Annotated in this window: 20 protein-coding genes; 10 read left to right on the top strand and 10 right to left on the bottom strand. The window is 73.5% G+C overall.

The features are described from left to right. Positions 1-15: 15 nt before the first annotated feature. Together ABZ272_RS01975 and ABZ272_RS01980 are read right to left on the bottom strand one after the other, a co-directional pair. Positions 16-1515 carry an FAD-dependent monooxygenase gene (locus ABZ272_RS01975; protein ID WP_355048006.1) on the bottom strand — a complete coding sequence of 500 codons (1500 nt, stop codon included), beginning with the start codon at positions 1513-1515 and terminating at the stop codon, positions 16-18. A 122-nt stretch (positions 1516-1637) separates the two neighbouring features. After that, positions 1638-2258, bottom strand: a complete 621-nt coding sequence (locus ABZ272_RS01980; protein ID WP_355048007.1) for a TetR family transcriptional regulator — start codon at positions 2256-2258, stop codon at positions 1638-1640. 172 nt (positions 2259-2430) lie between these two features. Here ABZ272_RS01980 and ABZ272_RS01985 point away from each other — a divergent pair, with 172 nt between their 5' ends. Together ABZ272_RS01985 and ABZ272_RS01990 are read left to right on the top strand one after the other, a co-directional pair. Beyond that, a complete protein-coding gene (locus ABZ272_RS01985; RefSeq protein ID WP_355048008.1) occupies positions 2431-3306 on the top strand; it encodes an endonuclease/exonuclease/phosphatase family protein in 876 nt (291 codons plus the stop codon). Between the two features lie 55 nt (positions 3307-3361). Then, the gene (locus tag ABZ272_RS01990) at positions 3362-4315 is read left to right on the top strand and encodes a cyclase family protein (RefSeq protein WP_355048009.1); all 954 of its coding nucleotides are present in this window, start codon (positions 3362-3364) and stop codon (positions 4313-4315) included. 85 nt (positions 4316-4400) lie between these two features. Here the strand turns inward: ABZ272_RS01990 and ABZ272_RS01995 are convergent, their stop codons facing one another. From ABZ272_RS01995 to ABZ272_RS02010, 4 genes are all read right to left on the bottom strand, one after another. Continuing rightward, positions 4401-4859: a peptidoglycan-binding domain-containing protein gene (locus ABZ272_RS01995; RefSeq protein ID WP_355048010.1), complete on the bottom strand. Its 459-nt coding sequence runs from the start codon at positions 4857-4859 to the stop codon at positions 4401-4403. A 133-nt stretch (positions 4860-4992) separates the two neighbouring features. After that, positions 4993-7230 carry a tetratricopeptide repeat protein gene (locus ABZ272_RS02000; RefSeq protein ID WP_355048011.1) on the bottom strand — a complete coding sequence of 746 codons (2238 nt, stop codon included), beginning with the start codon at positions 7228-7230 and terminating at the stop codon, positions 4993-4995. A 167-nt stretch (positions 7231-7397) separates the two neighbouring features. Continuing rightward, complete coding sequence (locus tag ABZ272_RS02005) at positions 7398-8582, bottom strand: S8 family serine peptidase (RefSeq protein WP_355048012.1); 1185 nt, start codon at positions 8580-8582, stop codon at positions 7398-7400. Beyond that, positions 8579-9355 carry a hypothetical protein gene (locus ABZ272_RS02010; RefSeq protein ID WP_355048013.1) on the bottom strand — a complete coding sequence of 259 codons (777 nt, stop codon included), beginning with the start codon at positions 9353-9355 and terminating at the stop codon, positions 8579-8581. Before ABZ272_RS02010 ends, ABZ272_RS02005 begins: the two co-directional genes overlap by 4 nt. 282 nt (positions 9356-9637) lie before the next feature. Here ABZ272_RS02010 and ABZ272_RS02015 point away from each other — a divergent pair, with 282 nt between their 5' ends. Both ABZ272_RS02015 and ABZ272_RS02020 read left to right on the top strand, forming a co-directional pair. Beyond that, the gene (locus tag ABZ272_RS02015) at positions 9638-10348 is read left to right on the top strand and encodes a ThuA domain-containing protein (protein WP_355048014.1); all 711 of its coding nucleotides are present in this window, start codon (positions 9638-9640) and stop codon (positions 10346-10348) included. Further along, the gene (locus ABZ272_RS02020; RefSeq protein ID WP_355048015.1) at positions 10318-11424 is read left to right on the top strand and encodes a Gfo/Idh/MocA family oxidoreductase; all 1107 of its coding nucleotides are present in this window, start codon (positions 10318-10320) and stop codon (positions 11422-11424) included. Before ABZ272_RS02015 ends, ABZ272_RS02020 begins: the two co-directional genes overlap by 31 nt. Before the next feature lie 47 nt (positions 11425-11471). Here ABZ272_RS02020 and ABZ272_RS02025 read toward each other — a convergent pair whose 3' ends face one another. After that, positions 11472-12455: an NAD(P)-dependent alcohol dehydrogenase gene (locus tag ABZ272_RS02025; protein ID WP_355048016.1), complete on the bottom strand. Its 984-nt coding sequence runs from the start codon at positions 12453-12455 to the stop codon at positions 11472-11474. 103 nt (positions 12456-12558) lie between these two features. On the opposite strand from ABZ272_RS02025, the gene ABZ272_RS02030 reads away from it, so the two are divergent. The 6 genes from ABZ272_RS02030 (at position 12559) to ABZ272_RS02055 (ending at position 21316) form a co-directional block, all read left to right on the top strand. Beyond that, the gene (locus ABZ272_RS02030) at positions 12559-13275 is read left to right on the top strand and encodes a TetR/AcrR family transcriptional regulator C-terminal domain-containing protein (RefSeq protein ID WP_355048017.1); all 717 of its coding nucleotides are present in this window, start codon (positions 12559-12561) and stop codon (positions 13273-13275) included. Positions 13276-13387: 112 nt separating this feature from the next. Then, on the top strand, positions 13388-14842 hold the full coding sequence (locus ABZ272_RS02035; RefSeq protein WP_355048018.1) for an alkaline phosphatase PhoX: 1455 nt from the start codon (positions 13388-13390) through the stop codon (positions 14840-14842). 214 nt (positions 14843-15056) lie between these two features. Beyond that, on the top strand, positions 15057-17633 hold the full coding sequence (gene lanKC / locus ABZ272_RS02040) for a class III lanthionine synthetase LanKC (protein WP_355048019.1): 2577 nt from the start codon (positions 15057-15059) through the stop codon (positions 17631-17633). Positions 17634-17638: 5 nt separating this feature from the next. Beyond that, positions 17639-17758 (top strand): SapB/AmfS family lanthipeptide, encoded by a 120-nt coding sequence (locus ABZ272_RS02045; RefSeq protein WP_013734295.1) that lies wholly within the window; start codon positions 17639-17641, stop codon positions 17756-17758. A gap of 76 nt (positions 17759-17834) precedes the next feature. After that, on the top strand, positions 17835-19562 hold the full coding sequence (locus ABZ272_RS02050; protein WP_355048020.1) for an ABC transporter ATP-binding protein: 1728 nt from the start codon (positions 17835-17837) through the stop codon (positions 19560-19562). Continuing rightward, positions 19559-21316 (top strand): ABC transporter ATP-binding protein, encoded by a 1758-nt coding sequence (locus tag ABZ272_RS02055; RefSeq protein WP_355048021.1) that lies wholly within the window; start codon positions 19559-19561, stop codon positions 21314-21316. The genes ABZ272_RS02050 and ABZ272_RS02055 overlap by 4 nt, the downstream gene beginning before the upstream one ends. A gap of 9 nt (positions 21317-21325) precedes the next feature. On the opposite strand, the gene ABZ272_RS02060 is transcribed toward ABZ272_RS02055, so the two are convergent. The 3 genes from ABZ272_RS02060 to ABZ272_RS02070 all read right to left on the bottom strand — a co-directional run bounded on the left by ABZ272_RS02060 (position 21326) and on the right by ABZ272_RS02070 (position 23999). Then, a complete protein-coding gene (locus tag ABZ272_RS02060) occupies positions 21326-21910 on the bottom strand; it encodes a response regulator transcription factor (RefSeq protein WP_355048022.1) in 585 nt (194 codons plus the stop codon). Positions 21911-22020: 110 nt separating this feature from the next. Further along, complete coding sequence (locus tag ABZ272_RS02065) at positions 22021-22626, bottom strand: response regulator transcription factor (RefSeq protein ID WP_355048023.1); 606 nt, start codon at positions 22624-22626, stop codon at positions 22021-22023. A 200-nt stretch (positions 22627-22826) separates the two neighbouring features. Further along, entirely contained in the window at positions 22827-23999 is a 1173-nt protein-coding gene (locus tag ABZ272_RS02070; protein WP_355048024.1) for a hypothetical protein, read from the bottom strand. Positions 24000-24053 lie beyond the last annotated feature (54 nt).

Below are 24053 nucleotides of genomic sequence, written 5' to 3' on the forward strand. Positions count from 1 at the left end.
CCCGGCCACCGGTGGTCAGAGCGGCCGGCCGAAGTGGCGGGTGAGCGCGGCGCGCAACGTGTCGGCGTCCCCGGCCGACCAGGCGACGAAGCAGTCGGGGCGGACGAGCAGCCCGGTCGCGGTCGTGCCCTCCAGCCGGCCGGTGACCACGTCCACCCGGTCCCGCCAGGGTGCCGCGACCTCGGCCCAGGCGCCCGTGGAGACCAGCAGCAGCGGCCGGGCGTTGCGGGTCAGCTCGGCGAGGCGTACGACGCCCCGGTCGCCGTGGACGACCACGTCCGGGGCGGACCGGCCGGCCATCGGGTCGGCGGGATCGGCGGGATAGCGGATGTCCGCGCCGGACATCAGCGCCGCGATGTGCCCGGTCACCTCCGGTATCCGCAGTAGTTCGCCGAAGAGTTCCCGCAGCCCGGTGATCTCCTCGCCGGGACCGATCAGCGCCGACTGCGCCTCGGTGGACATGACGACCCGCTCGGCGACCGGGCGACGTTCGGTCTCGTACGTGTCGAGCAGGTCCTCCGGCGCCCAGCCGCGCACCGTGGCGGCGAGCTTCCACCCCAGGTTCACGGCGTCCTGAAGGCCCAGGTTGAGGCCGGGGCCACCGATCGCGGGGTGCACGTGCGCGGCGTCGCCCACCAGCAGCACCCGGCCGGCGCGGTAGCGGGCGGCGATCCGGGTGTTGCGACCGGTCAGCCGGCGGAGCAGGCCGGGGCCGTCCGGTGGACCGAGAGGGACGTCGACGCCGAGCACCCGGGTGACGCTGGCGCGCAGCTCGGCCAGGGTCATCGGGGTCTCGTCGCTCGTCGGCGTGTCGGGCCATTCCGTGGTGCTGACCAGCGCCGGCCGGCCGGGGAACGGGGCCCAGGCGATCAGGCCGCGCGGCGTACGGGTGTGCCGGAACGGCGGCACGATCCCGTAGCCGGGGGCGAGCAGGCCGCCGGTGTCGGGGTCGAGGGACGACGCGGGGACGGTCACCGTCGCGGTACGGGAGACCGACCGGTCGTTGGTGACGCCGGGGAAGTCGATGCCGGCGGTACGGCGTACCCGGCTGCGGCCGCCGTCCGCGCCGACGACGAAGCGGGAGGCGAGCCGCGTCCCGTCGGCGAGGTCGACCTCGACCGCGTCGGGCCGTTGGCGCAGGTCGACGACCTCGTGGCCGCGGCGCAGGTCGACGCTGAGTTCGGCGGCGCGGGCGGCAAGGGCGGCTTCGAGCTGGGCCTGCGGCACGCCGAGCACGTAGTGCGGGTTGTCCGTGAGCACCGTGAGATCCAGCGGGAACGCGCCGAAGGTGAAGGCGGGTTGCGGGGACGGCGGGTTGCTGTCGCCGCTGAGGCGCGTGTACAGGCCGCGCCGGTCGAGGAGGCGGACGACCTGGCCGACGAGGCCGTTGGCGCGGGGCTCGCCGCCGGGCGTCGGATGGCGTTCGAGGACGACGGGGTGGACACCGGCGAGGGCCAGCTCGCAGGCGAGCATGAGGCCGTTCGGGCCGGCGCCGACGATGAGGACGTCGATCACGGTCGTGATCCCTTCGGGGCGTGCGTCGTCGCCACGGCGGGCGCGGTGTACGACCGGCCCGCCGCGGGGTGTGACGCGGCTGAGGATGGTGGGTGAGGGGTGCCCGGGTGCGGGCCGGCTCGTCAGCGGGGCGGCGCGGGGAGGCCGGCGGCGACCTGGGCGAAGGCGTCGGTGATGAGGTGTTCGATCGGGGTGGGCGGGTCGGCGCTGTCGAGGTAGTGCGCCATGGCGACGGCGACGGCCGCGCTGGCGGCGGCCGCGACGAGCCGCGGGTACATGTCGGTGGCGAGGTCGGTCCCGGTGCGTTCGGCGACCGCGTTGGCCAACTCGGCCTCGGCGGTCGCGACGGCGCGCAGGCGCTCGCCCTGCAGGGCGGGCTCGGCGAGCATGGTGCGGACGCCGGCCACCCACTGGGCGTGCGCGGGGGAGGGCATCGCCTCGACCTCGGGGCCGCGCGTGAACTGCGCCAGCGCGGCCTGGGTGAGCGCCTCCCACAGCGGCTCGTCGGCGGGGCGTTCGCGCAGCGCGGCGGCGGTGCGCAGGCTGCGGTCGAGATGGCGGGAGGCGATGGCCTCGGCCTTGCTGGAGAAGTAGTTGTTGAAGGTGCGCGGGGAGACGCCGGCCGCCTCGGCGATGTCCTCGACGCGGACGTTGTCGTAGCCGCGTTCGGCGGTGAGGTGGATCGCGGCCCAGCCGAGCGCCGCCCGCGTCTCGGCCTTCTTGCGCTCCCGCAGCCCCGTCATGCCACCACCCTAGCACTTCTTGCGTGGCACGCAAAGATGCGCGCCACGCAACTAACCGCCGAGCCGATTTGTCGCCTCCGCGTACCCCGATGTTCGGCATCAGGTCGACTGAGATCGATAGAGTGCGCCGACCGCCACCGACGGCGGTTCTCATCTGTGCGAAGGGGAGTCGATGTCGACGACAACACGCCGCTCAGTCCGCGTCCTCGGTGCTCTCGCGGCCGCGATCGCGCTGGTGGCGGCCCTGCTGCCGACCACACCGGCGGCCGCCGCGACCACGGCGTTGCGGGCGGCGACGCTGAACATCTACAACGGGTTGAGCCAGGCCGACTTCGCGCACGACCTGAACCTGATCGCGTCCCGGGCGGACCTCGTCGGTCTCAACGAGGTCGGCAACCGCAAGGACTTCCTGGAGAACTGGGCCGCCGACAACGGATGGTGGTTGTACGCGCCGGGCGGCACCAACCAGGCCGGCGAGGCGCTGATCGCCCGCAAGAGCATGTTCGACGTACGGGACAAGGGCTCGATCTTCGTATGTGACACCAACGGCCCGGGTGAGGTGCCGCCCGCGCGGTACAACAACTGGGTCACGTACCGCCACAAGGCCAGCGGGCGCACCGTGACACACATCAACGCCCACGCGGTGGCCAGCATCGAAGACGCCGGCCGGCCGGAGGACCTGCCGCGCACCCGGTGCGCCGAGGCACAGTTCCAGGGCCTCAAGGACCTGGCGATCGACAAGCAGGGTGCGGGCCAGGTCATCGTGAGCGGTGACCTCAACGTCGACTTCAGCGCCGACCGCGCCTTTGGGTACGCGAAGTTCCCGTGGCGGGTCTTCGAGGCCAACGAGCTGCCCAACCTGCGCTCCAACTACAACCTGTACGGCGAGAAGGGCACCGGTACGCACGGCAACCGGCACATCGACTACGTCTACTTCTGGAAGCGGCTGCCCGAGTACCAGCTCATGTGGATGACCGGCTACGACATCGTGGGCGGCACCGCGTCCGACCACAACGGCGTCGTCGCCACGTTCACCATCCAGACCTGACGCGCCGGGGGATACCCTGCCTGCGGTGCAGGAAGGCCGGACAGGAGGTGCCGCGATGACGGCAGGACGGGTGAACCCGACCCAGGAGGACGTGCTCGGGTACTTCGAGAAGCTGTCGAACTGGGGCCGGTGGGGCGAGGACGACGAGCGCGGCACGCTGAACCACATCACCGACGACGTCCGGCTGGCGGCGGCGCGGGCCGTGCGCCACGGCAGGAGTGTGTCCTGCGCGTGGGAGGTCACCGTGCCGGGGGAGATGGAACGGTCGACGACGACGTGCCCGTACGCCGTGGAGATGCCGGGCGCCGAGAACATGCCGGCGGCCTTCCACGCCGACCGGCGCTGGGGCTTCTCGAACGAGCGACTCGGCATCACGTACCACGGCAACACCATCACCCACCTCGATTCGCCGTGCCACATCTTCTGGGACGGCGCGATGTACAACGGGCGATCGCACTCGCTGGTCGACGAGACGACGGGCTCGGCGTGGGCGGCCGTCACGGCGGCGGCGGACGGCATCGTCACCCGCGGTGTCCTGCTGGACGTCGCCCGGGCCCGCGACGTCCCCTGGTGGGAACCGGGCCAGGGGGTGTTCCCCGACGACCTCGAGGAGGCCGAGCGCCGCCAGGGCGTACGGGTGGGTGCCGGCGACGCGGTGCTCCTGCGGACCGGCCACGGGCGGTTCCGGCGCGAGGGTCGCGCGGCCAACGGATTCGCGCAGACCGGTTGGCACGCGTCCTGTCTGCCGTGGCTCCACGAGCGCGGCGTCGCGCTGATCGGCGCCGACTCCCCGCAGGACGTCCAGCCCTCGGGGTACGACGACGTGCTGATGCCCGTGCACGCCGTCGGCCTCGTCGCGATGGGTCTCTGGCTGCTCGACAACTGCGACCTGGAGGCGTGCGCGACCACCGCCGCCGAACTCGGCCAGTGGGACTTCCAGCTCGCCGTCGCACCGGTCCGCCTCGCCGGCACGTCCGGCAGCCCGGTCAACCCGATCGCCACGTTCTGACCGCTACGCGGGGCGACCGCCCCGGCTCCGAGCCGGGGCGGTCGTCGGCTGAACACCCCCGATGTGACGCGTGCCCCGCGCGTACTCAGTGGTTGTTGTTCAGCCAGATACAGGAGTTGTCGCTGCCCGTCCACCGCCAGCACAGGTGGTCGCGGGTCTGCGGCCCGTACTCGCCGTCGACGGAGATGCCGAGGTCGGCCTGGGTGCTGCGCAACGCGTTGTAGGTGTTGCCGCCGAAGTCGTTGTCGACGCCGTTGGGGCCGAGGTACTTGCCGTAGATGCCCTGCAACGTCCGCTGTAGCTCGCCGACCCCGGAGCTGTGGTCGCCCCGGGTCAGCAGGCAGTTGAAGTTGATGGTGCTGGACACGTACGCCGGGATCCAGGCCGTCGCGCCGCGCGCGCCGGACCAGGTCGAGGTGTAGACGCCCGCGCCGTTGCAATGCGGCAGGGCGGCCTGTGCGGGTGCGGAGATCGCCACCGCGCCGCCTGCGGTCGTGACGGCGAGAAGTGCCGTCAGGCCGAGGCGTTGGAGACGTCGGAGCATGGGTACCCCCCCAGGTCGAGGTGAGAGTCGTCGCATCCGTGTCGATGCGACGAGCGGCTTGCCTCACCATCGTTTCGCCCGCTGCCGAGACCGAACAGGAGCCGGACCGGAGATTGACCGGCACTTGCGGCGCTCAGCGCGGCTGCGCGAGTTTGGCGTCGAGCGCCCCGGTGTCGGTCTCGCCGAGCGAGGAGAGGATGTCCCGCGCTCGCTGCCACGCCAGGCGGGCCGACGGGGCGTCGCCGGCGGCCAGGTGAGCGTCGCCGAGGCTCACCAACGCGTCCGCCTCCAACCGGCGGTGGCCGATCTCGCGGCGCAGGCGGACGGCGTGCCCGTAGCACGTGACCGCGTCGCCGAACGCGTCGAGCTGAAGGTGCGACTGCCCGAGGCTGGCCCAGGTGATCGCCTGCCCGAGCACGTTCTCCGCCGACGTGAACAGGGCCAGCGCCTGCTGGCAGCTCTCGATCGCGGCGTGGTGGTCGCCGAGCTGGCCCTGGGACCAGCCCACCGCGTTCAGCGCGAAGGCCTGGCCGGTCACGTGGCCGGCCTGCCGGTGCAGCCGCAGCGCCTCCCGGGCGTGGCCGAGGGCCAATTCGGGCTCGCCGGTCTGGTCGCGGATCCAGCCGAGGTTCAGTTCGACGCGGGCCTGCCCGGCGAGGTCGTCCAGCCGCCGGTACCGGTCGTACGCCAGCTCCAGGTGGCGCTGCGCGTCCGCGTACTGGTGCAGCGCGATGTCGGCGAAGCCGAGCACGCCGTGGGCGTACGCCTCGGCCCGGTCGTCGGCCAGCCGGACGGCCGCCGACAACGCCGCCCGCAGGCTGCCGGTCCAGTCATCCCAGTAGCCGCGCTGGTTGAGATAGGTGGTGATCGCCCAGGCGAGGTGGCACGTGTGACGGTCGAGACCGTGGTCGGCGGCCAGCCGCAGCGCCGAGAGCAGCACCGGGTGCTCGTCGGTGAACCACGCCAGCGCCGCGTCCCGGTCGGCCAGTGGCACCGGCGCGACCCCCGGCCCCGGCGGGTCGATCGGCAGTCGGTCCCGCTGCGGGTAGAGCAGTTGGTCGGCGGCGTACGCGACGCCGAGGTAGTGGTCGAGCAGCCGGGTCCGGGCCGCGTGACGGTCCGCCTCGCCGTCCTCGGCCGCCGTCAGCTCGGCGGCGTACGCGCGCAGCAGGTCGTGGTAGGTGAACCGGCCGGGCCGGTGCTCGCTGAGCAGGTGGGCCCGGGTCAGCTCGGTCAGGTGGCGGTGGGCCCGCGCGGGCGTGATCCCGGCGAGGCTGGCCGCCGCGGGGGCGGCGAAGTCCGGGCCCGGATGCACGCTCAGCAGCCGGAACAGTCCGGCGGTGGCCGGGTCGAGCGTCCGGTACGACCAGGACATGACCAGCCGCAGGTCGGTGACGGGTTCACCGCCGTCGAAGGCGTCGAGGCGATCGGCCTCCGGGCGCAGGTGCGCCGCCAGGTCCATCAACCGAAAGCCACTGTGGATCGCCGCGCGGGCGGCCACGACCGACAGCGCCAGCGGCAGCCCGGCGGACGCGCCGACGATGGCGTCGACGGCCTCGGGCTCGGCGGCCACGCGTTGCGCGCCGAGGCGTCGGGTCAGCAGCTCGCGGGACTCGGCCCCGGACATGACGTCCAGGGTGACCGGATGGGCGCCGTTCACGCTGACCAGGCCCAGGAACTGGTGGCGGCTGGTGACGAGGACGAAGCAGCCCGGCGCTCCCGGCAGCAGCGGGCGTACCTGGTCGGCGTCGCCGGCATTGTCCAGCACGACGAGCACGCGTCGGCCGGCCAGCAGGCTCCGGTACCGGGCGACCTGCTCGTCCAGCCCGGTCGACGGGCGGGCCGCCGGTCCCGCGAGAGCGTTGACGAACCCGGCGAGCGCCGTGCTCGGACCGAGCGGGACGCCGCCCGGGTCGAAGCCACGCAGGTTGACGTAGAGCTGCCCGTCGGGGAAGTGCGCGGCGACGCGGTGCGCCCAGTGCGCCGCGAGCGCGGTCTTGCCCACGCCGGCGGTGCCGGAGACGATCGCGAGCCCCATCGCGGTCGGCTGGTCCACGGACCGAGCCAGGATCTCGTCGAGGCGGGCCAGCGCGCCCTCGCGGCCGACGAAGCCGAAACCGTCCGCCGGCAACTGCGCCGGAACGCCACTCGACGGGGGCGGGGTGGGCGCCCCGGCGAGGAAACGGTCCCGCCTCGACCCCGATAGACCGAAGGCGTCGGCGAGCAACAGCATCGTCGCGGGACGCGGCCGGGCGATCCGCCCCGCCTCCAGGTCCCGCAGGTGACGGACCGACAGCCCGGTCTTCGCGGCCAGATCCTCCTGGGTCAACGCGCTGCTGCGCCGAAGCTCCTGCACGGCCTCCCCGAACACGCAATCACCGTATCGACGGCGCTGAGCGTGGACAATCAGCCATCCGACGCGAGAGCCGCAGCCGGCGTCGTGCCGCAACTCCCCAGGTGCTGACCTCGGGTGATCGCTGCGGACGGCGCCGGCCGCGGTCACGACGGACACCGCGGTCCCGGCTGGCCCGGTACGCGTCAGGTCCCGGCGGGCGACATCTGGCGTCGGGCCCGGCGGCCACTGCGCACCAGCAGCATCCCGCCCACCATCATGGCGAGTGCGACCAGCGTGAGAACTCCGGCCACGACCAGGTAGACCACCTCCAACGGCTGCCCGGTCGTCCGCGGTGTGCCGTCATCGCCGGGGCCGAAGTGCGTACCGGCGCGTTCCGCTCCCACCGCGGCCAGCGGTTGAGGGGTTACCTTCGCAGCGGCGCGCAGCGCCTTGGCGGCGTTGATCACGCCGTATCCGGTGCTCGGGTCGTGCCGGTTGGGGTGCGACGCGGTGTCGCGCAGGATTTCGGCCACCTGACGCGGCGCGAGCTTCGGGTACCTGGCCACGATGAGCGCGGCGACCCCGGCGGTCAGCGCCCCCGCCTGCGAGGTGCCCTGGCCCGACACCCGGCCGGTTCCGTTGAACTTGGCGCCCCAGATCTGCACGCCGGGGGCGGCCACGTCGACGTAGGAGTGCACGCTGGAGAACGGGGCGCGACCTCCACCCGGGGTGCTCGCGGCCACGCCGATCACACCGGGATAGCCGACCGGGTAGGACACCTGGTTGTCCTCGTCCCCCTCGTTGCCGGCGGAGGCGACCACCACGGCCCCCTTCGCGAGCGCGTACTGGACGGCATCCATCTCGTCCGGGTCGTACGCGCTGAACGGGGCGTCCGACCCCAACGAGAGCGAGATGACCCGCGCCCCGGCGTCGGCGGCCTGGCGGATGGCGTTGGCTACGGCACCCGCCTGCTTGTCGTCCGGTGGCTCGCCGAGTGCCTGCTCCCAGGTCTTGTAGTCGGGATCTTCCTTGTCCCGGATCGCGCGTAGCCCGAGCACCTTCGCGCCCGGAGCGACATCCAAGACGTTGGACGCCATGATCGTGCCGTGTCGGCCGTACCAGGACTCCTTCTGGTCGGTCTCGCCGAGGAAGTCCCGCCCCTCGATGGCCCGTCCGTCCAGCAGCGGGTGACCGGTACGGATCCCGCTGTCGACGACGGCGACGGTGACCCCCTCGCCACGGCTGATGGCATGTGCGGACGAGACCGACATCGCGTCGAGTTCCCAACCACGGCCGGCCGCCTGCGCCGGCACTCCCGAGGTCAGCAGCACCGCACCGACACCCGCGCAGGCGACGGTCCGCGCCGTCGTCCGGTACCACCGGCTCATCGTCCGTCCACCGCCTTGTCGAAGGAGTGCGCGAACGCGTAGAGCAGGTCGGAGGCCAGGCTCTGGTAGACGCGGGTCTCCGGCCGGCCACTGGACTTCCACTGGCCGGGCAGGTCGCCGTACCGGCGGTCGGGGTCGGTCGGACCGACCGTGATGGCTGCCAGGTATGGGCCGAAGAGGGTGGCGCTGACGGTCCCTCCGCCGTAGCCGCGGCTCGCCCGCCAGTCCGCGGCGGCCGTCTTCGCCGCCGGGACCGGGATCACCACCGGTCCGAGGTGGTCCGCGAGCACACTGAAGCCGGACCGCTCGACCGCGAGCACATCGTCGTGTGAGCCGAGCACGCAGAGCGCGACGGTGGCTGCGGCCTCGCCGCCGGCATCCACATAGGTTGCCCGCAGCACCGTCGTGCAGCCGTGCGTCATCGCGGCCTCCGCGAGCCCGGCCGTCAGCGCCTTCCGGCAGTCACTCTCCTCGGCGATGGTCTGACGGACCCAGCCGGGCGCTGGTTGGCCGCCGGAGCCCTGCCGTCCGGCGGTCGAGGTCTCCCGCAGCAGATCCGGGAAGATCTCGTCGGTACGCAGGTTGTGCCAGGCCGCCGGGATGAAGGCGTCGTTGCCGGTCTGGATCCGGTGGTTCTTCACGGCCGCGAAGGTCACGCCGCCGGCGGCCAGCAGCGGGATCACCCCGAACAGCATTGCCAGGGTGCCGAGGACCCGGCGCTTGCGACCCCCGGAACGTCCATCCTCCGCAGTGGACGGCTCGGGTTGCGTCACCGGCATCGTCGGTACCTGGTACGCCGGCGGGGGGTGCGGCGCGAACGCCGTGGGTGCGGGTGGTGGTGTCGGCGGTTGACCGTAGTGCGAGGGAGGGTGCGACAACGCTGCGCTTCCTTCCTGCCCCGGGAGCCACACCTCGGGGCGACAGCGGAAATAGATCTCCATCGGCGATCGACCGGGGATGCTACCCGGCACGTCCACGGGTACGGTTTCGATGCCCGACAAACGCCGGGGCGGCAGCGGCCGGCCCGGTGACGACGGACGGTGGGAGGAGCGACGGTGGCGCAGCCGAGAGCACTTGTGGTCCGCGGCGGGTGGGAGGGGCACCAGCCGGTCAAGGCGACCGAGTTGTTCATTCCGTTCCTCGAACGCAACGGCTACGCGGTACGGGTCGAGGAGTCGACGGAGATCTACGCCGATGCCGACGAGTTGGCCGGCACCGACCTGATCGTGCAGTGCATGACGATGTCGGAGATCACCTCGGCTCAGGTGGCCGGACTCGCCGCGGCGGTCGTCGCCGGTACGGGCTTCACCGGCTGGCACGGCGGCATCGTGGACGCGTTCCGCGCCTCGGCGGAGTACCTGCACCTGGTGGGCGGCCAGTTCGCCACCCATCCGGGCAAGGAGCCGTGCGAGCGCCACGGTGGGGAGGAGGACAACTTCCTGCCGCACACCGTGCGCGTCACCGACCTCGGCCGGGAGCACCCGATCACCGCCGGCATCGAGGACTTCGACCTGGTCAGCGAGCAGTACTGGGTGCTGCACGACGACCTCATCGACGTCCTGGCCGTCACCACCCACCCCACGCGGGAGTGGCATCCGTGGCACCGGCCGGTCACCTCGCCGGCGATCTGGACGCGCCGCTGGGGCGCGGGCCGCGTCGTCGTGACAACTCCGGGCCACAACCTCGACGTGCTGGAGCACCCGTCCGTGCGTACCGTCATCGAGAGGGGGATGGTGTGGGCGACCCGCACGGCGTCGGCATCGTAGGTCTCGGGGTCATCTCCCGCGCGTACCTGGACACCCTCGCGCACCACCCCGCGGTGCGGATCGCCGCGCTGGCCGACCTCGACGCGTCCCGGTCGGCCGCGGCGGCGGCCACGGTGCCCGGCAGCGCGGCGATGAGCGTCGACAGTCTGCTCGCCCACCCGGACGTGGACACGGTGCTCAACCTGACGATCCCCGCGGCGCACGCCGACGTCTCACGCGCCGCGATCGACGCCGGCAAGAACGTGTACGTCGAGAAGCCGCTCGCCGTGACGTTCCCGGACGGCCGCTCGATCGTCGAACGCGCCGCCTCGGCGGGTGTCCACGTCGGATGCGCGCCGGACACGGTCCTGGGCACGGGCACGCAGACGGCGCGTGCGGCGATCGACGACGGCCTGATCGGCCGCCCGATGTCCGCGACGGCCGTCATGGTCACGGCCGGTCACGAGCGCTGGCACCCGCACCCGGACTTCTACTACACCCCCGGCGGTGGCCCCCTGTTCGACATGGGGCCGTACTACATCTCGGCGCTCGTGCACCTGCTCGGGCCGGTCCGCGCGGTGGTCGGGGCCGCCAGCCGCCTGCGCTCCGAGCGCGTCATCGGTTCGGGCCCACGCGCCGGCGAACACATTCCGGTGCGGGTGGACACCCACGTCACCGGCGTCCTCGAACACGTCGACGGCGCGCTGTCCACCATCACCACGAGCTTCGACGGCATCGCGACGACCGCCGCGCCCATCGAGGTCCACGGGGAGACCGGCACGCTCGCCGTACCGGACCCGAACTACTTCGACGGCGAGGTCCGCCACTTCGCGCTCGGCGGCGACGAGTGGCGTGCCCTCCGGCCGCGCGCCGGGTACGCCGAGAGCGGCCGGGGGATCGGCCTGCTCGACTTCGTCCTGGCCGACGACCAGCGTGCGCCCCGCGCCGGTGGCGACGTCGCCCTGCACGTCCTCGAGACGATGACCGCGCTGCTGGATTCGGCGGCGCAGGGCCGCCGGATCGAGCTGACGACGACGCCGCGACGGCCCGTGCCCGTGCCGCTCACCCCGGCGACGCAGTGGAAGGGTGTCGGATAGCGACCCTGGTGGACGCCGTACCGGCGGACGCTGTCGCGCGGCGGACGTCAGATGGTGATGACGACCTTGGCCCGCGCGTGTTCGCCCTCGAGGTACCGGATGGCGTCGGGCACCTCGTGCAGGGGGTACGTCCGGTCGACGACCGGGGTGAGGCGGCCGGCCTCGACGTGGGCGCGGAGCCTGTCGAGGTGCTGCCGGCTCGGCGTCGTGGTGAGCGTGACGACGCGCTGCCGGACCAGCGGCGCGAGTAGTCGTCCGCGCGCGATTAGCCACACCGGCCCGACGAGGCTGCCGCCGCCGTACACCCCGCCGCCGGAGAGCACCAGCGTCCCGGTCGGTGTCAGCGCGCGCCGCAGGTCGGTGAGGGAGCGGTTGCCGACCAGGTCGAGCACGACGTCGTGGCGGCGTGAGCCGTCGGCGAAGTCGTCCCGGCGGTAGTCGACGATCTCGTCGGCGCCCAGCGAGCGGACCAGGTCGACGTTGCGGGTGCTGCACACCCCGGTCACGGTCGCGCCGAGCGCCTTGCCCAGTTGCACCGCGAGGGTGCCGACGCCGCCCGAGGCGCCGTTGACGAGCAGGCGCTGACCGGGCTCGACCCGCCCGACGTCGCACAGTCCCAGGAGCGCCGTGATGCCGGCCAGCGGCAGGGCCGCCGCCTGCTGGGGGGTCAGGTTCGTCGGCATGGGCGCGACCTGCGTCTGGGGCACGCAGGCGTACTCGGCGAATGCGCCGTTGGCGTCGCCGAGGTCGCCGAAGACCGCGTCGCCCACCCGGATGTCGCGCACCTCGGCCCCGACGGCCTCGACGCGGCCGGCGATGTCCCGACCGCGGATGCGTGCGCGGGGCCGCGACAGGCCCATCGCCAACCGCGCCATCCGGGGATCGCCGCGCATGGCGTGCCAGTCGTACGCGTTGAGCGAGGCGGCCGCGACCCGGACGAGCACGTCGTTCGGGGCGGGCGCCGGCCTGGCGACGTCGTCGAGGACGAGGGTTTCCGGGCCGCCGTACCGGTCCTGCACGATCGCCTTCATGGGTCCTCCCTGAAGTGTACGGTGTACACCAACGGTAGGTGTACGCCGTACACCTGTCAATGGTGGTTATCGTTCAACAACCGCCGGACAGGACGAGGACGAGATGGTCGAGCAGGCTGAGACGCTGCGCCGCGCACCGCTGAGCAGGGACCGCATTCTGCGGGCGGCCGTCGCGCTCGCCGACGGGACCGGCATCGAATCGCTCAGCATGCGCAACCTCGCCCAGGACCTGGGCGTCGTGCCGATGGCTCTCTACAAGCACGTGGCCAACAAGGACGAACTGCTCGACGGCATGATCGACGTGATCGTCGGCCAGATCGACCCGCCCGAGCGCGACACCACGTGGAAGGACGCCATCCGCCGCCGCATCCTCTCGGCGCGGGCGGTGCTGCGCCGGCACCCCTGGGCGCCGCTGGCGATCGAGTCGCGGACCATGGCGACGCCGGCCGTCCTGGCCTACCTCGACTCGGTGGTCGGCACCCTCCGGGCCGGTGGGTTCTCCGCGAACCTCGCACACCACGTCATGCACACGATGGGCAGCCGGGTTCTGGGCTTCAGCCAGGAACTGTTCGACGACTCCCGCCGCGCCGGTCGGTCCGGAGCGGCCAGCCCCGGACCCGCCGCGGCGATGCCGCCGGAGTTCGCCGCCCAGTTCCCGCACCTGGCGGAGATCGCCACCGTGGCGTCCCACGACGACGAGTCGGTCGTGGGGCAGGGCTGCGATGACCAGTTCGAGTTCGAGTTCGCGCTCGACCTGCTGCTGGACGGCATCGAACGGCTGCACGAGCAGGGCTGGGCGGCACCGCGACGACCCCGGTGACGCCGTTTCTTCACCCCGATGTCACCGGTGGACCCCACAGCTGACGCTTCGGCGTCCGTCGGTGCGGGTTGGCTGTCGGCCGTCGCACTGTCTTGATCAGGAGCTGATCCGCGTGCCTTCCTCCCGTCGTACCTTCCTCGCCGGCGGCGCCGCCGCCGGTGTGGGCCTCGCCGTCGCCGGTGGCCTGCCGTCTCTGGCGCAGGCCAGCCCCGCCCGACCGCACTCGCCGGCCCTGGGCGGTCGCGTGCCCTTCCCGCCGCTGGTGGACGACCCCAAGGGGATCCTGGCCCTGCCCAAGGGCTTCCGCTACACGATCGTCACCCGTACCGGTGTCACCCGCCTCGACCGTGGTCAGGGCGTGACCCCGGCGGACCACGACGGCATGGCCGTCTACGACGCCGGACACGGCCGCTACACCCTGATCCAGAACCACGAGATCGACCCGGGCGCCGAGTTCGGCGTACCGCACGTCAAGGGCACCGTCTACGACCCGGGCGCCGTCGACGCCGGTGGCTGCACGGTGATCACGACCGATCTCGCGGGCCGCAACCTGGGCGAGTTCGTCGCCCTCTCCGGCACCATCTCCAACTGCGCGGGCGGCCCGACCCCGTGGGGCACCTGGCTGACCTGTGAGGAGACCGAGGACCGCGCCGGCGACAGGTGGGAGGAGGGCGACCGCTCCGGCGTCTACGCCAAGGACCACGGGTACGTCTTCGAGGTCTGGGCCGACGGCAGCGCCGACCCGCGGCCGATCAAGTGTCTGGGCCGCTACTCCCACGAGGCGCTGGCGATCGACCGGGACCGCACCCACGTCTACCTCTCCGAGGACGCCGACGAGCCCAACGGCCTCTTCTACCGCTGGTCCGCGCCGCGCGGCGTGAAGCTGGGGCCCGGTGTGCTGACCCGCCTCGCGCCGGACGCCGGTGTCCTCGCCGCGATGCAGATCATCATGGACGACGGTTCCGTGCTGCCGGACGTCGCCTACCTGACCTCCGCCCAGCTCGGCCGCCCGTTCCCGGTCCGGTGGATCGAGGTGCCGGACCGCGACGCGCGGCGTACCTCCGTACGCGAGCAGTTCGCCGACGGTCAGGTCACCCGTGGCCGCAAGTTCGAGGGCGTGTGGAGCACCGACGAGGGCGTGTACGTCGTCAACTCCTACGCGTGGGACGAGGGCGACCTGCCGGCCGACGCGGCGCCGCACGACGGCATGGTCTGGTTCTACAGCTTCAAGGACCAGACCATCCAGCTCGTGACGTACTTCCCGCACCAGGCCGCCGCCGAGGAGGGGACGCCGGTCAAGTACACCGACATCACCTTCGACGGGCCGGACAACGTGACGGTCACCCCGTGGGGGAGCCTCGTGCTCGCCGAGGACGGCAAGGGCGCCTCGCACGTGCTCAGCACCATCCCGGGCGGGCCGACGTACGCGATCGCCCGTAACCAGCTCAACGACTCGGAGTTCTGCGGCCCGATCTTCAGCGCCGACGGCAAGGTGCTGTTCGTCAACATGCAGGACCCGGGCCTGACCCTGGCGATCACCGGCCCGTGGGAGAAGTACCTGGGCTGACGACGACGAACCCACAGGTGGGGAGCGGGCCGCGGCCCGGTCCCCACCTGTCGTCTTTTCAAACCTCGGCAGTGCCTGACTATTGTCACGAGTTCGTGTGCACCTCGCATCACGGTCGGTGACTTAGCGCACTGGAGCCCACCGGGACCCGTGGATGAGACTCGATGCAACGCCGGACGACAGCAGCCGGCCGGAATCGAGAGGCGGCGGGACAGTGGACGAACGCTACGACAGCTACTGCGCCGCGGATCGCCTGTTCTACGACTCGCTCGGCAGCGCGGTCGCGCAGCCCGTCTTTCCGGCCGCCGAGCGGGAGATCCCGACCGGCTGGCGTCGCGAGCCGCTCGACGACTGGCTGATCTACGCCCCGGACGGCGGTTCGCTACCGCAGCAGGGCTGGAAGATCCACGTGTCGGCGGGCCTCGCGAACGCCGAGCGCGTGTTGGACGCCGTCTGGGACTACTGCGTACCCCGGGGCCTGTCCTTCAAGTTCCTCCGCGGGCCCCGCACGCTGCTGCTGCGCAACTCCAAGTACGCCTCCCGGGCCGCCAGCGGCAAGTTCGTCACCGTCTACCCCCGCGACGACGCGGAGCTGGAGCTGGTCTGCAAGGAGCTCGACGAGCTGCTCACCGGCGAGTCCGGGCCGTACATCCTCAGCGACCTGCGCTACGGCGCCGGCCCGATCCACGTGCGCTACGGCGGCTTCGCCGCCCGCTACTGCCACTCGCCCGACGGTCAGGTGGTGCCGGCCATCGAGGACGACTCCGGCACGCTGGTGCCGGATCGGCGCGACCCCGTCTTCCACGTGCCGGACTGGGTCACCCTGCCCGACTTCCTCGGCCCCCACCTTGCGGCCCGCAGCGGCACCAGCACCGACCAGGTGCCGTACCGGATCGAACGGGTGATCCACTTCTCCAACGGCGGTGGCCTGTACGTGGGCCGCGACCTGCGCACCGACACCGAGGTGGTGTTGAAGGAGGCCCGGCCGCACGCCGGCCTGGACGCAGACGGCGTCGACGCCGTCGCCCGGCTGGCCCGCGAGGCCGACGCCCTGCGGCAACTCGCCGACCTGCCCCAGGTGCCCCGGGTGCACGACGAGTTCGACCTGGGCGAGCACCGGTTCCTCGCGCTCGAGTTCATCGAGGGTCGACCGTTGAACAAGGTGCTGGTCGACGAGTATCCGCTGATCGACGCCGACGCGACGGACGAGGACCGGGCGGCGTACGCCCGCTGGGCCCGGCACGTCCACGAGCAGGTCGAGACCCTCGTCGCGGCGATTCACGAACGCGGCCTGGTCTACGGCGACCTGCACCTGTTCAACATCATGATCCGTCCGGACGACCGGGTCGCCCTCGTCGACTTCGAGGTGGCCGCGCCGATCGACGGGCACCGTCGGCCGGGGCTGCGCAACCAGGGCTTCGCGGCCCCCCGCGACCGGACTGGGCCGGCGGTCGACAGGTATGCCCTGGCCTGCCTGCGGTTGGCGCTGTTCCTGCCGCTGACCCAGCTCGTGCGGCTCGCCCCGGCGAAGGCGGCGCACCTGGCCGACGTCATCGCCGCCAACTTTCCAGTGCCGAGGTCCTTCCTCGACCCGGCGGTCGAGGAGATCACCGGCGGCCCGCGGGGAACGGCCGCGCACGACGCGCCCGTCACCCGGGACAGGCTGGCGACCGCCATCCTGGCCAGCGCCACCCCGACGCGCGCCGACCGGCTCTTCCCCGGCGACATCGAGCAGTTCCGCAGCGGCGGCCTCAACCTCGCCCACGGGGCGGCGGGAGTGCTGTACGCGTTGCACACCAGCGGCGTCGGACGGTGGCCCGAGCACGAGGACTGGCTGGTACGACGGGCGACCGCGCCCCCGTCCGGCACCCGCTGCGGCTTCTACGACGGCCTGCACGGTGTCGCCCACGCCCTCGAGAGCCTCGGCCGCCGGCAGGACGCGCTGGACGTGCTCGACATCTGCCTGCGCGAGCCGCTGGACGGGCTCGACCACAGCCTGGCGAGCGGACTGTCCGGGATCGCGCTCAACCTGGCCGAGCTGGCCGCCCGTACCGGGGAGGTGTCGTTGCGCGACGCCGCGTGGCGGGCCGCCGAGCGGGTGATCGGGCAACTGCCCGACGATCCCGGCCCGGACATCAGCGGCGGACGCCACCCGTACGCCGGGCTGCTGCGCGGCCGGACTGGACCGGCGTTGCTGCTGCTGCGGCTCTACGAGCTCAGCGGCGACGAGGACCTGTTGGGGCACGCCGCCACGGCGCTGCGCCAGGATCTGCGCCGGTGCGTGCTGCGCCCGGACGGCGCCCTGGAGGTCAACGAGGGCTGGCGGACCATGCCGTACCTGGCACACGGCAGTGTCGGCATCGGACTGGTCCTCGATCAGTACCTGCGCCATCGCGACGACGACGGGTTCGCAGCGGCCAGCGCCGGCATTCGCCGGGCGGCACGGTCACCGTTCTACGCGCAGACCGGGCTCTTCGCCGGCCGGGCCGGCATCATCGCCTACCTCGCCGCCTCGGTCCACGACGGCGACCGCCGGGAACTCGACGCGCAGGTGGACCGGCTGGCCTGGCACGCGCTGCCGTACCGGGAGGGGACCGCGTTCCCCGGCGAGCAGTTGCTCCGGCTCTCCATGGACTTCGGCACCGGCACCGCCGGCGTGCTGTACGCGCTGACCTGCGCGCGGGACGACGACCCGCCGGTGCTGCCCTTCCTCGCGCCCCTGCCGGGCGCGCAGAGACTCCCCCGCGACAGCGGGGGCGACCGGATCGACGAAGGAATGGAAGGGAGGTGAACGACATGGCGCTTCTGGACCTCCAGGGCCTGGAGATGGCTCCGGCCGACCGCACGGGTGGCGGTAGCCGGGCGAGCCTGCTGCTCTGCGGCGACAGCTCGCTCTCCGTCACGACCTGCAACTGATCCGTCGCACGAACGTGATCGCCCTGGGTGGGTAGACGTGCCCACCCAGGGCGACCGCGTGGCACCGGGAGGAGCGATGTCGACGTTCGACGCGGGGGACCGGTTGCTGCGGCGAACGGTCCTGGCGGGCGGCGGCTGGACCGCCGGGCTCGCGGCGGTCGCGCTCCTGGGCGCGGCCGCCGAACTGTTGCTTCCCGCAGCCCTGGGCCGCGCCGTCGACGCCGCCCTGTCCGGAGGCTCGCTCTGGTGGGCGATGGCCGCCTGCGGCCTGGTCGCCATCCTCGTCTGCGTCGACGCCCTGACCGACCTGACCAGCGGATTCGGCGCCGCCCGCGCCACCGCCGGACTACGCCGCCACCTGCTACGCCACCTGTTCGCGCTGGACGTCCGTGCCACCCGCCGATACCCGGTGGGCGATCTCGTCGGTCGCCTGGTCGGCCAGTCCGCCGACGCGGGACAGGCCGGCAACGCCGTGGTCCTGGCCGCCGTGGCGGTGTTGCCGCCCCTCGGCAGCGTCGTCGCGCTCGCCCTCCTGGAACCGATCCTGGGACTCACCCTGCTCGCCGGCCTCGTCCTGCTCGCCGTCCTCATGCGCGCCTTCGTGGCCGACGCCTCCGCCGCGACGGCCGGCTACCAACGGGTGCTCGGCGTCATCGCCGGCCGACTGCTGGAGTCGCTGACCGGCGCCCGGAGCATCGCCGCCGCCGCCACGGTCCACCGCGAGGAGGCCCGTGTGCTGGCGGCCCTACCGGAGCTGGGCCGGCACGGCCGACGTACGTGGGACCTGCTGGCCCGGGCGAGCGCGCGTACCGCCGCCGTGGCGCCGCTGCTGCACCTGAGCGTCGTCGCGGTCGGCGGGTACGCCCTGACGGCCGGTTGGCTCACGCCCGGTGAACTGGTCGCCGCCGTCCGGTACGCGGCCATGGGCGCCGGGCTCGGTGCGGTCCTCGCCACGCTCAACCACCTGGTGCGCAGCCGCGCCGGGGCGCACCGGGTCGCTGAACCGCTGCGACAGCCCGCCATGACGAGCGGCGACCGGCCCCTACCGCCCGGTCGTGGCGCGCTGCGACTGCGGGACGTGCGCGTGTACGGCGACGACGGCCGGCCCATCCTGGACGGCATCGACCTGGACGTGCCGGCCGGCGCGACCGTGGCCGTCGTCGGCGCGTCCGGCGCCGGCAAGTCGACCCTCGCGGCCGTGGCGGGACGGCTGCACGACCCCGATCACGGTACGGCGCTCCTGGACGGCGTGCCGCTGCGGGACCTCGACGCGTCGGCGCTGCGCCGAGCCGTCGGCTACGCCTTCGACCAGCCGGTGCTGATCGGCGCGACCGTCCACGACGCGGTCGGCCTGGCACTGCCGGGTGCCGTCGCGATGCCACCGGCGGACGCGCGCCCGGCCACGCCGGCGGTTCTGCGGGCGGCCCGCCTGGCGGCGGTCGCCGACGTGATCGACCGGCTGCCCGAGGGGTACCGCACACCGCTGGTGGACGCGCCGTTCTCCGGTGGTGAGACCCAACGCCTCGGCCTGGCCCGGTCGTTCGCCGCCGAGCGGCTGCTCATCCTGGACGACGCCACGTCCAGCCTGGACACGGCGACCGAACACCGGATCACCGAAGCGGTCGTCGGTCGCCCCGGCGAGCGGACCCGACTGGTGGTCACCCACCGGGCGGCGGCGGCCGCCCGCGCCGACCTCGTCGCCTGGCTGGACGGTGGTCGGCTGCGCGCGCTGGCGCCGCACCGGCGGCTCTGGGCCGAGCCGGACTACCGGGCCGTGTTCGAGCCGGCCGGCGGTGGATCGTGACCCCGCTGACCGTACGCCGGGTGACCTGGCGGGCGCTGCGGGCCCGCCGAGCCGACCTGGCCCGTCTCTGCGGGTGGTCGCTCGTCGAGGCGGTGCCGGCGTTGCTCGCCGGCCTGCTGGTCGCCCGTGCCGTGGACGACGGCTTCCTGGCCGGGCGTCTCGTCGACGGGCTGGCGTGGTTGGGGGTCCTGGCCGTGGCCGTGTTGGTCGGCGCGGCGGCGACCGGCCGGACGTACCGGAGCCTCGGCGCGGTGGTCGAGCCGTTCCGCGACGAGGTGGCCGCCCAGGTGGTGCGGGGCGCGCTCCGGGACGCCACCCGCGCGGGTGGTCGCCCGGACAGCGCGGCGATGACCCGGCTGACCCACCAGATGGAGATCGTCCGGGACACCTTCGCCGGCTTACTGATGGTCACGCGCGGTTTCCTCTTCTCCGCCGGCGCTGCCCTGCTCGGCCTCCTCGCCCTCGCGCCGGTGGCGGCGGCGCTGGCCGCCGCGCCGCTGGTCGCCGGCCTGGCCGTGTTCCTCGCCGCGCTGCCGGCCATGGTCGCGCACCAGCGGGCGTACGTCCGCGCGGGCGAGCGGTTGGGCCAGTCGGCGGCGACGGCGCTGGCTGGTCACCGCGACGTGCTGGCCTGTGGCGCCCAGGCGCGCGTGGCGTCCGAGGTGGAGCAGCACGTGTCGGCGCAGGCCGCCGCCGAGCGCACCCTCGCCCGGATGGCGGTGATCCGCAGCCTCAGCCTCGGCATCGGCGGTTGGTCGCCGCTGGTGGTGCTGCTCGTCGCCACTCCGTGGCTGGTCGAGCGCGGAATGACGGCGGGCGCGGTGCTGGGGGCACTGATCTACGTGTCCACCGGGCTGCAACCCGCCCTGCACACCCTCGTGCAGGGCCTCGGCGGCGGCGGGCTGCGCTACGCGGTCACCCTGGAGAACATCCTGCGCGTCTATCCCCACCGACCGGCCGCCACGGGGGAGACCCCCGGCCCGCGCCTGCCGACCAGGCCGGTCGGCGGCGCACCGGCCGCCGAGGTCCGGGGACTGACCTTCCGGTACGGCCCGAGCGCCGAGCCGATCCTGCGGAACTTCTCGCTGACGCTCGCCAACGGCGATCACCTGGCCGTGGTGGGACCCAGCGGCGCGGGCAAGTCCACGTTGGCCGCCCTGCTGGCCGGGCTCGTGCCACCACAGGAGGGCACGGTCCACCTGGCCGGTGCTCCGGTCGCCGACGCCGCGCCGGCCGTCCTGGCCCGGATGCGGGTGCTGCTGCCTCAGCAGGCGTACGTCTTTACCGGCACGCTGGCCGACAACCTCCGCTACCTCCGGCCCGACGCCGACGACGACACCCTGGCGGTCGCCCTCGACGAGCTTGGCGCACGCCCCCTGGCGACCCGCCTGGGGGGCCTGGACGCGCCGGTCGTGCCGGCCCGGCTCTCCGCCGGTGAGCGGCAGCTCGTCGCGGCGGTCCGGGCCTGGCTCGCGCCCGCCCCGCTGGCGGTCCTGGACGAGGCGACCTGCCATCTCGACCCGGCGTTGGAGGCGACCGTCGAGGCCGCCTTCGCTCGGCGGCCCGGCAGCCTCGTCGTGATCGCCCACCGGATCAGCTCCGCCCTGCGCGCCGATCGGGTGCTGGTCCTCGACGGCGACGCGCCCACCGTGGGGACGCACGAGCAGCTGCTGACCCGCTCGGCCACCTACCGGGCGCTCGTCGGCTGCTGGGAGGAGCCGGTGCCGCCGTCCCCGGCGACCCGGCCGGGCTGACCTCGCCGGTCAGATCCAGCCCGCCTCGCCCGCCAACCGCACCGCCTCCACCCGGGTGCGCGCACCCACCTTGCGGGCGATCCGAGCGAGGTGGTTGCGGACGGTGCCACGGCTGAGCCCGAGCGACGCCGCGACCTCGACGACCGGTGCGCCCGCCGCCGTCAGCGTCAACACCTCCCGCTCCCGCTCGGTCAGCGGGTCGTCCGAGTGCAGGGCCGCGACGACGAGGTCCGCGTCGAGGACGGGCTCCCGGCGGGCGAGCCGGCGGATCCCGTCGACGACCCGCTGGGGAGCGGCGTCGATGCGCAGGATGCCGACCGTCCGGGACGGGCTGAGCATTCCCCGCAGTCGGCCGGCCCGGTGCGGGTGGACCAGCATCAGGATGGGACACAGGCCCAGGCGACCGGGCACCTCCTCCTCGACAAGCTCGAGGGCGGCCACCACCACGTCCGGGCGCTGGGCACGGACGGCCGCGGGGACCGCGTCGCCGCGATCCACCTCCGCCACGACACGGATGTCCTCCTCGGCGGCGAGGACGAACGACAGCGCCCCCAGCACCAGGGCCCCGTCCAGAGCGAGCAGGGTACGGATCACGACGAACCTTCCCGCGCTTGCATGGCGATCACTCAACGTCAATATTCAAACACGCATCCGTCGGGGCCGCACGGCGACGGGGCGGGCCCGCGACGGACCCGCCCCGATGGCTACAACCAGCCGTTGCGCCGGGCGTGCCACACCGCCTCCAACCGGTTGCGGGCCCCGATCTTGCGCAGGATCGCCGACAGGTGGTTACGCACCGTCCCGTGGGCCAGGAAGAGGCGACCGGCGATCTCCTTGAGCGGTAGACCCTCGGCGGCCATCCGCAGCACGTCCAACTCCCGGGGCGTCAACGGCACCTCCGACGGACTGAGCACCGCCACCGCGGCCGCCGGGTCGATCGCGCGCTCTCCGGCCGCGAGCGCGCGGATCGACCGCACCAACTCCACCAGTGGGCTGTCCTTGCCGACCAGGCCGCGGGCGCCGGCCGCCAGCGCCGCCTCCACGAGCGCCGGGTTCCACCGGGGGCTCATCGCCAGCACGGCGGCGTGCGGCGCCTCGGCGCTGATCCGGGCGACCACCTCCACCGGGTCGGGCAGCTCCGGCGTCAGCGCCAGCACCACCACCTGCGGCCGGCACCGGCGGACCGCCGTCAACAGTTCGCCGACGCCCTCGACGTCGGCGACCACCTCCATGTCCTCCTCACGGGAGAGCGCGGCGCAGAGCGCTCCGCGCAGCAAGCCCATGTCCTCGGCGACAACAACGTGGATCACCGTGTTTCTCCGATCTCAGGTGCACGTCACGACGGTCACCGAACCCGGTGTGTCCACGGGTCGGCCGCGATCGTCGTACGCGAGAAGTCGGGCGGCCATGGGCCCACCGCGCCGTCAGGGCGCGGGCGCGGGCACCATTGACCAGGCCAGCGGGTGGGACCGACCGCGCGGGCGAGCGGCCCGGGGGTCGGCGGTCGGCCTCAGCCCGGGCGGGCGATCCCAGTCGGAGTTCGGCTCTCGACGAAGAGCGGCACGAGGTGGCAGAGCGCGGCGATGCCGGGGTGTGACTGCCGGTGAGCCGGCCGGAGCAGGCCCGGCGCGGGCGCCGAGCCCTCGTCGGTGCCGGCGGCGTCCTGGTCGACCGGGGTGACGGGCGGACCGGGAGGGTAGGCCGCAACAGCCGGCGACGCCGGGCGCGCGGCGAGGTGGCCCGGTGGGGCCATGGCAGGTGGGTACGCGGCCACGGGTGTCGGCGGTGGTGCCGCCGGTGTTGGCGTCGCCGCGGCGCGTACGGGTGGCAGCGCCGGAGCCGGCGGCGGGGTTGGCGGGGCCGGCGTGGGTGCCGCGCCGGGCGACGCGGCGGTCGGTTCGAGCGCCGGGGGAGCGACCGGTAAACGCGGCGCGGGTACGACCACCGCGCCGAGAGCGGGCGGCAGGGCAGCGTCGACGACGCGCAGCAGCGCCGCGACGAGGGGCGCGATCGGCAGGGCGCGCACGACGTCGACGGCGGGCCGCAGGACCGGGGTGAGCGGGCCCGCCACGGCGGGCGGGAGGAGCGCTTCGGGCAACTCTCGGTGATCGGGCGCGGCGCTTGCCGGCCGCCGTGCGGAATCTGCCGCCGATCGAGGTGGGCGGGGGCGGTGGGCGGGACGATGAGTCGCGCGGGCCGCGGCCGAGGAGCGCAGCCGTTCGTGTCGCGCGGCGTCGGACCGGACTGAGGTGGCCGTCCGGGACGGCGGCACGGAGGTCCGCGCGGCGTCCGTCGGGCGGCGGGATGCGGTCGGGGACGGCACGTCGCGTGCGCCGACGACACCGGCTACCGCGCCGGTCAGCGGAGCGTGGCGCGCGCCATGGCGGGGGTCGTCGGCGCGTACGCCGCTGCGGGGGTCGGGGTCGGCGCGTTCGGTGCTGATGACCCGCCGGACCGGCTCCACCAGAGCGCCGAGCTGCCGAGGAAGTTCGTCGCCGGAACCGCCGCGTGTGCCGTCGGCGCTGGCCGGCCCCTGGAACAGCAGGGCCAGGAGGAAGCCGCCCCCGACCGCCACCGCCAACAGCACCAGACGCCGGACGAGCCTACGCGGTCGGTCGGCCACGACGGGCGCGGGTCGACCGGGCGCGGACGTCGGCGCGGTTCCGTTGACGGGACTTCGCACGCGGGCACTACCCCCTTGCCTCGAGACTGACCCATAGTAGCGATGCGCTTACCT

Source organism: Micromonospora sp. NPDC005979, from assembly GCF_040614415.1.
Taxonomy (GTDB): Bacteria; Actinomycetota; Actinomycetes; order Mycobacteriales; family Micromonosporaceae; genus Micromonospora.

Excerpts from the sequence above, each read along its gene's own strand:
- ABZ272_RS01980 (WP_355048007.1), bottom strand. The coding sequence starts at position 2,258 with ATGACGGGGCTGCGGGAGCGCAAGAAGGCCGAGACGCGGGCGGCGCTC.
- ABZ272_RS01985 (WP_355048008.1), top strand. The coding sequence starts at position 2,431 with ATGTCGACGACAACACGCCGCTCAGTCCGCGTCCTCGGTGCTCTCGCG.
- ABZ272_RS01990 (WP_355048009.1), top strand. The coding sequence starts at position 3,362 with ATGACGGCAGGACGGGTGAACCCGACCCAGGAGGACGTGCTCGGGTAC.
- ABZ272_RS01995 (WP_355048010.1), bottom strand. The coding sequence starts at position 4,859 with ATGCTCCGACGTCTCCAACGCCTCGGCCTGACGGCACTTCTCGCCGTC.
- ABZ272_RS02005 (WP_355048012.1), bottom strand. The coding sequence starts at position 8,582 with ATGAGCCGGTGGTACCGGACGACGGCGCGGACCGTCGCCTGCGCGGGT.
- ABZ272_RS02025 (WP_355048016.1), bottom strand. The coding sequence starts at position 12,455 with ATGAAGGCGATCGTGCAGGACCGGTACGGCGGCCCGGAAACCCTCGTC.
- ABZ272_RS02030 (WP_355048017.1), top strand. The coding sequence starts at position 12,559 with ATGGTCGAGCAGGCTGAGACGCTGCGCCGCGCACCGCTGAGCAGGGAC.
- ABZ272_RS02045 (WP_013734295.1), top strand. The coding sequence starts at position 17,639 with ATGGCGCTTCTGGACCTCCAGGGCCTGGAGATGGCTCCGGCCGACCGC.
- ABZ272_RS02050 (WP_355048020.1), top strand. The coding sequence starts at position 17,835 with ATGTCGACGTTCGACGCGGGGGACCGGTTGCTGCGGCGAACGGTCCTG.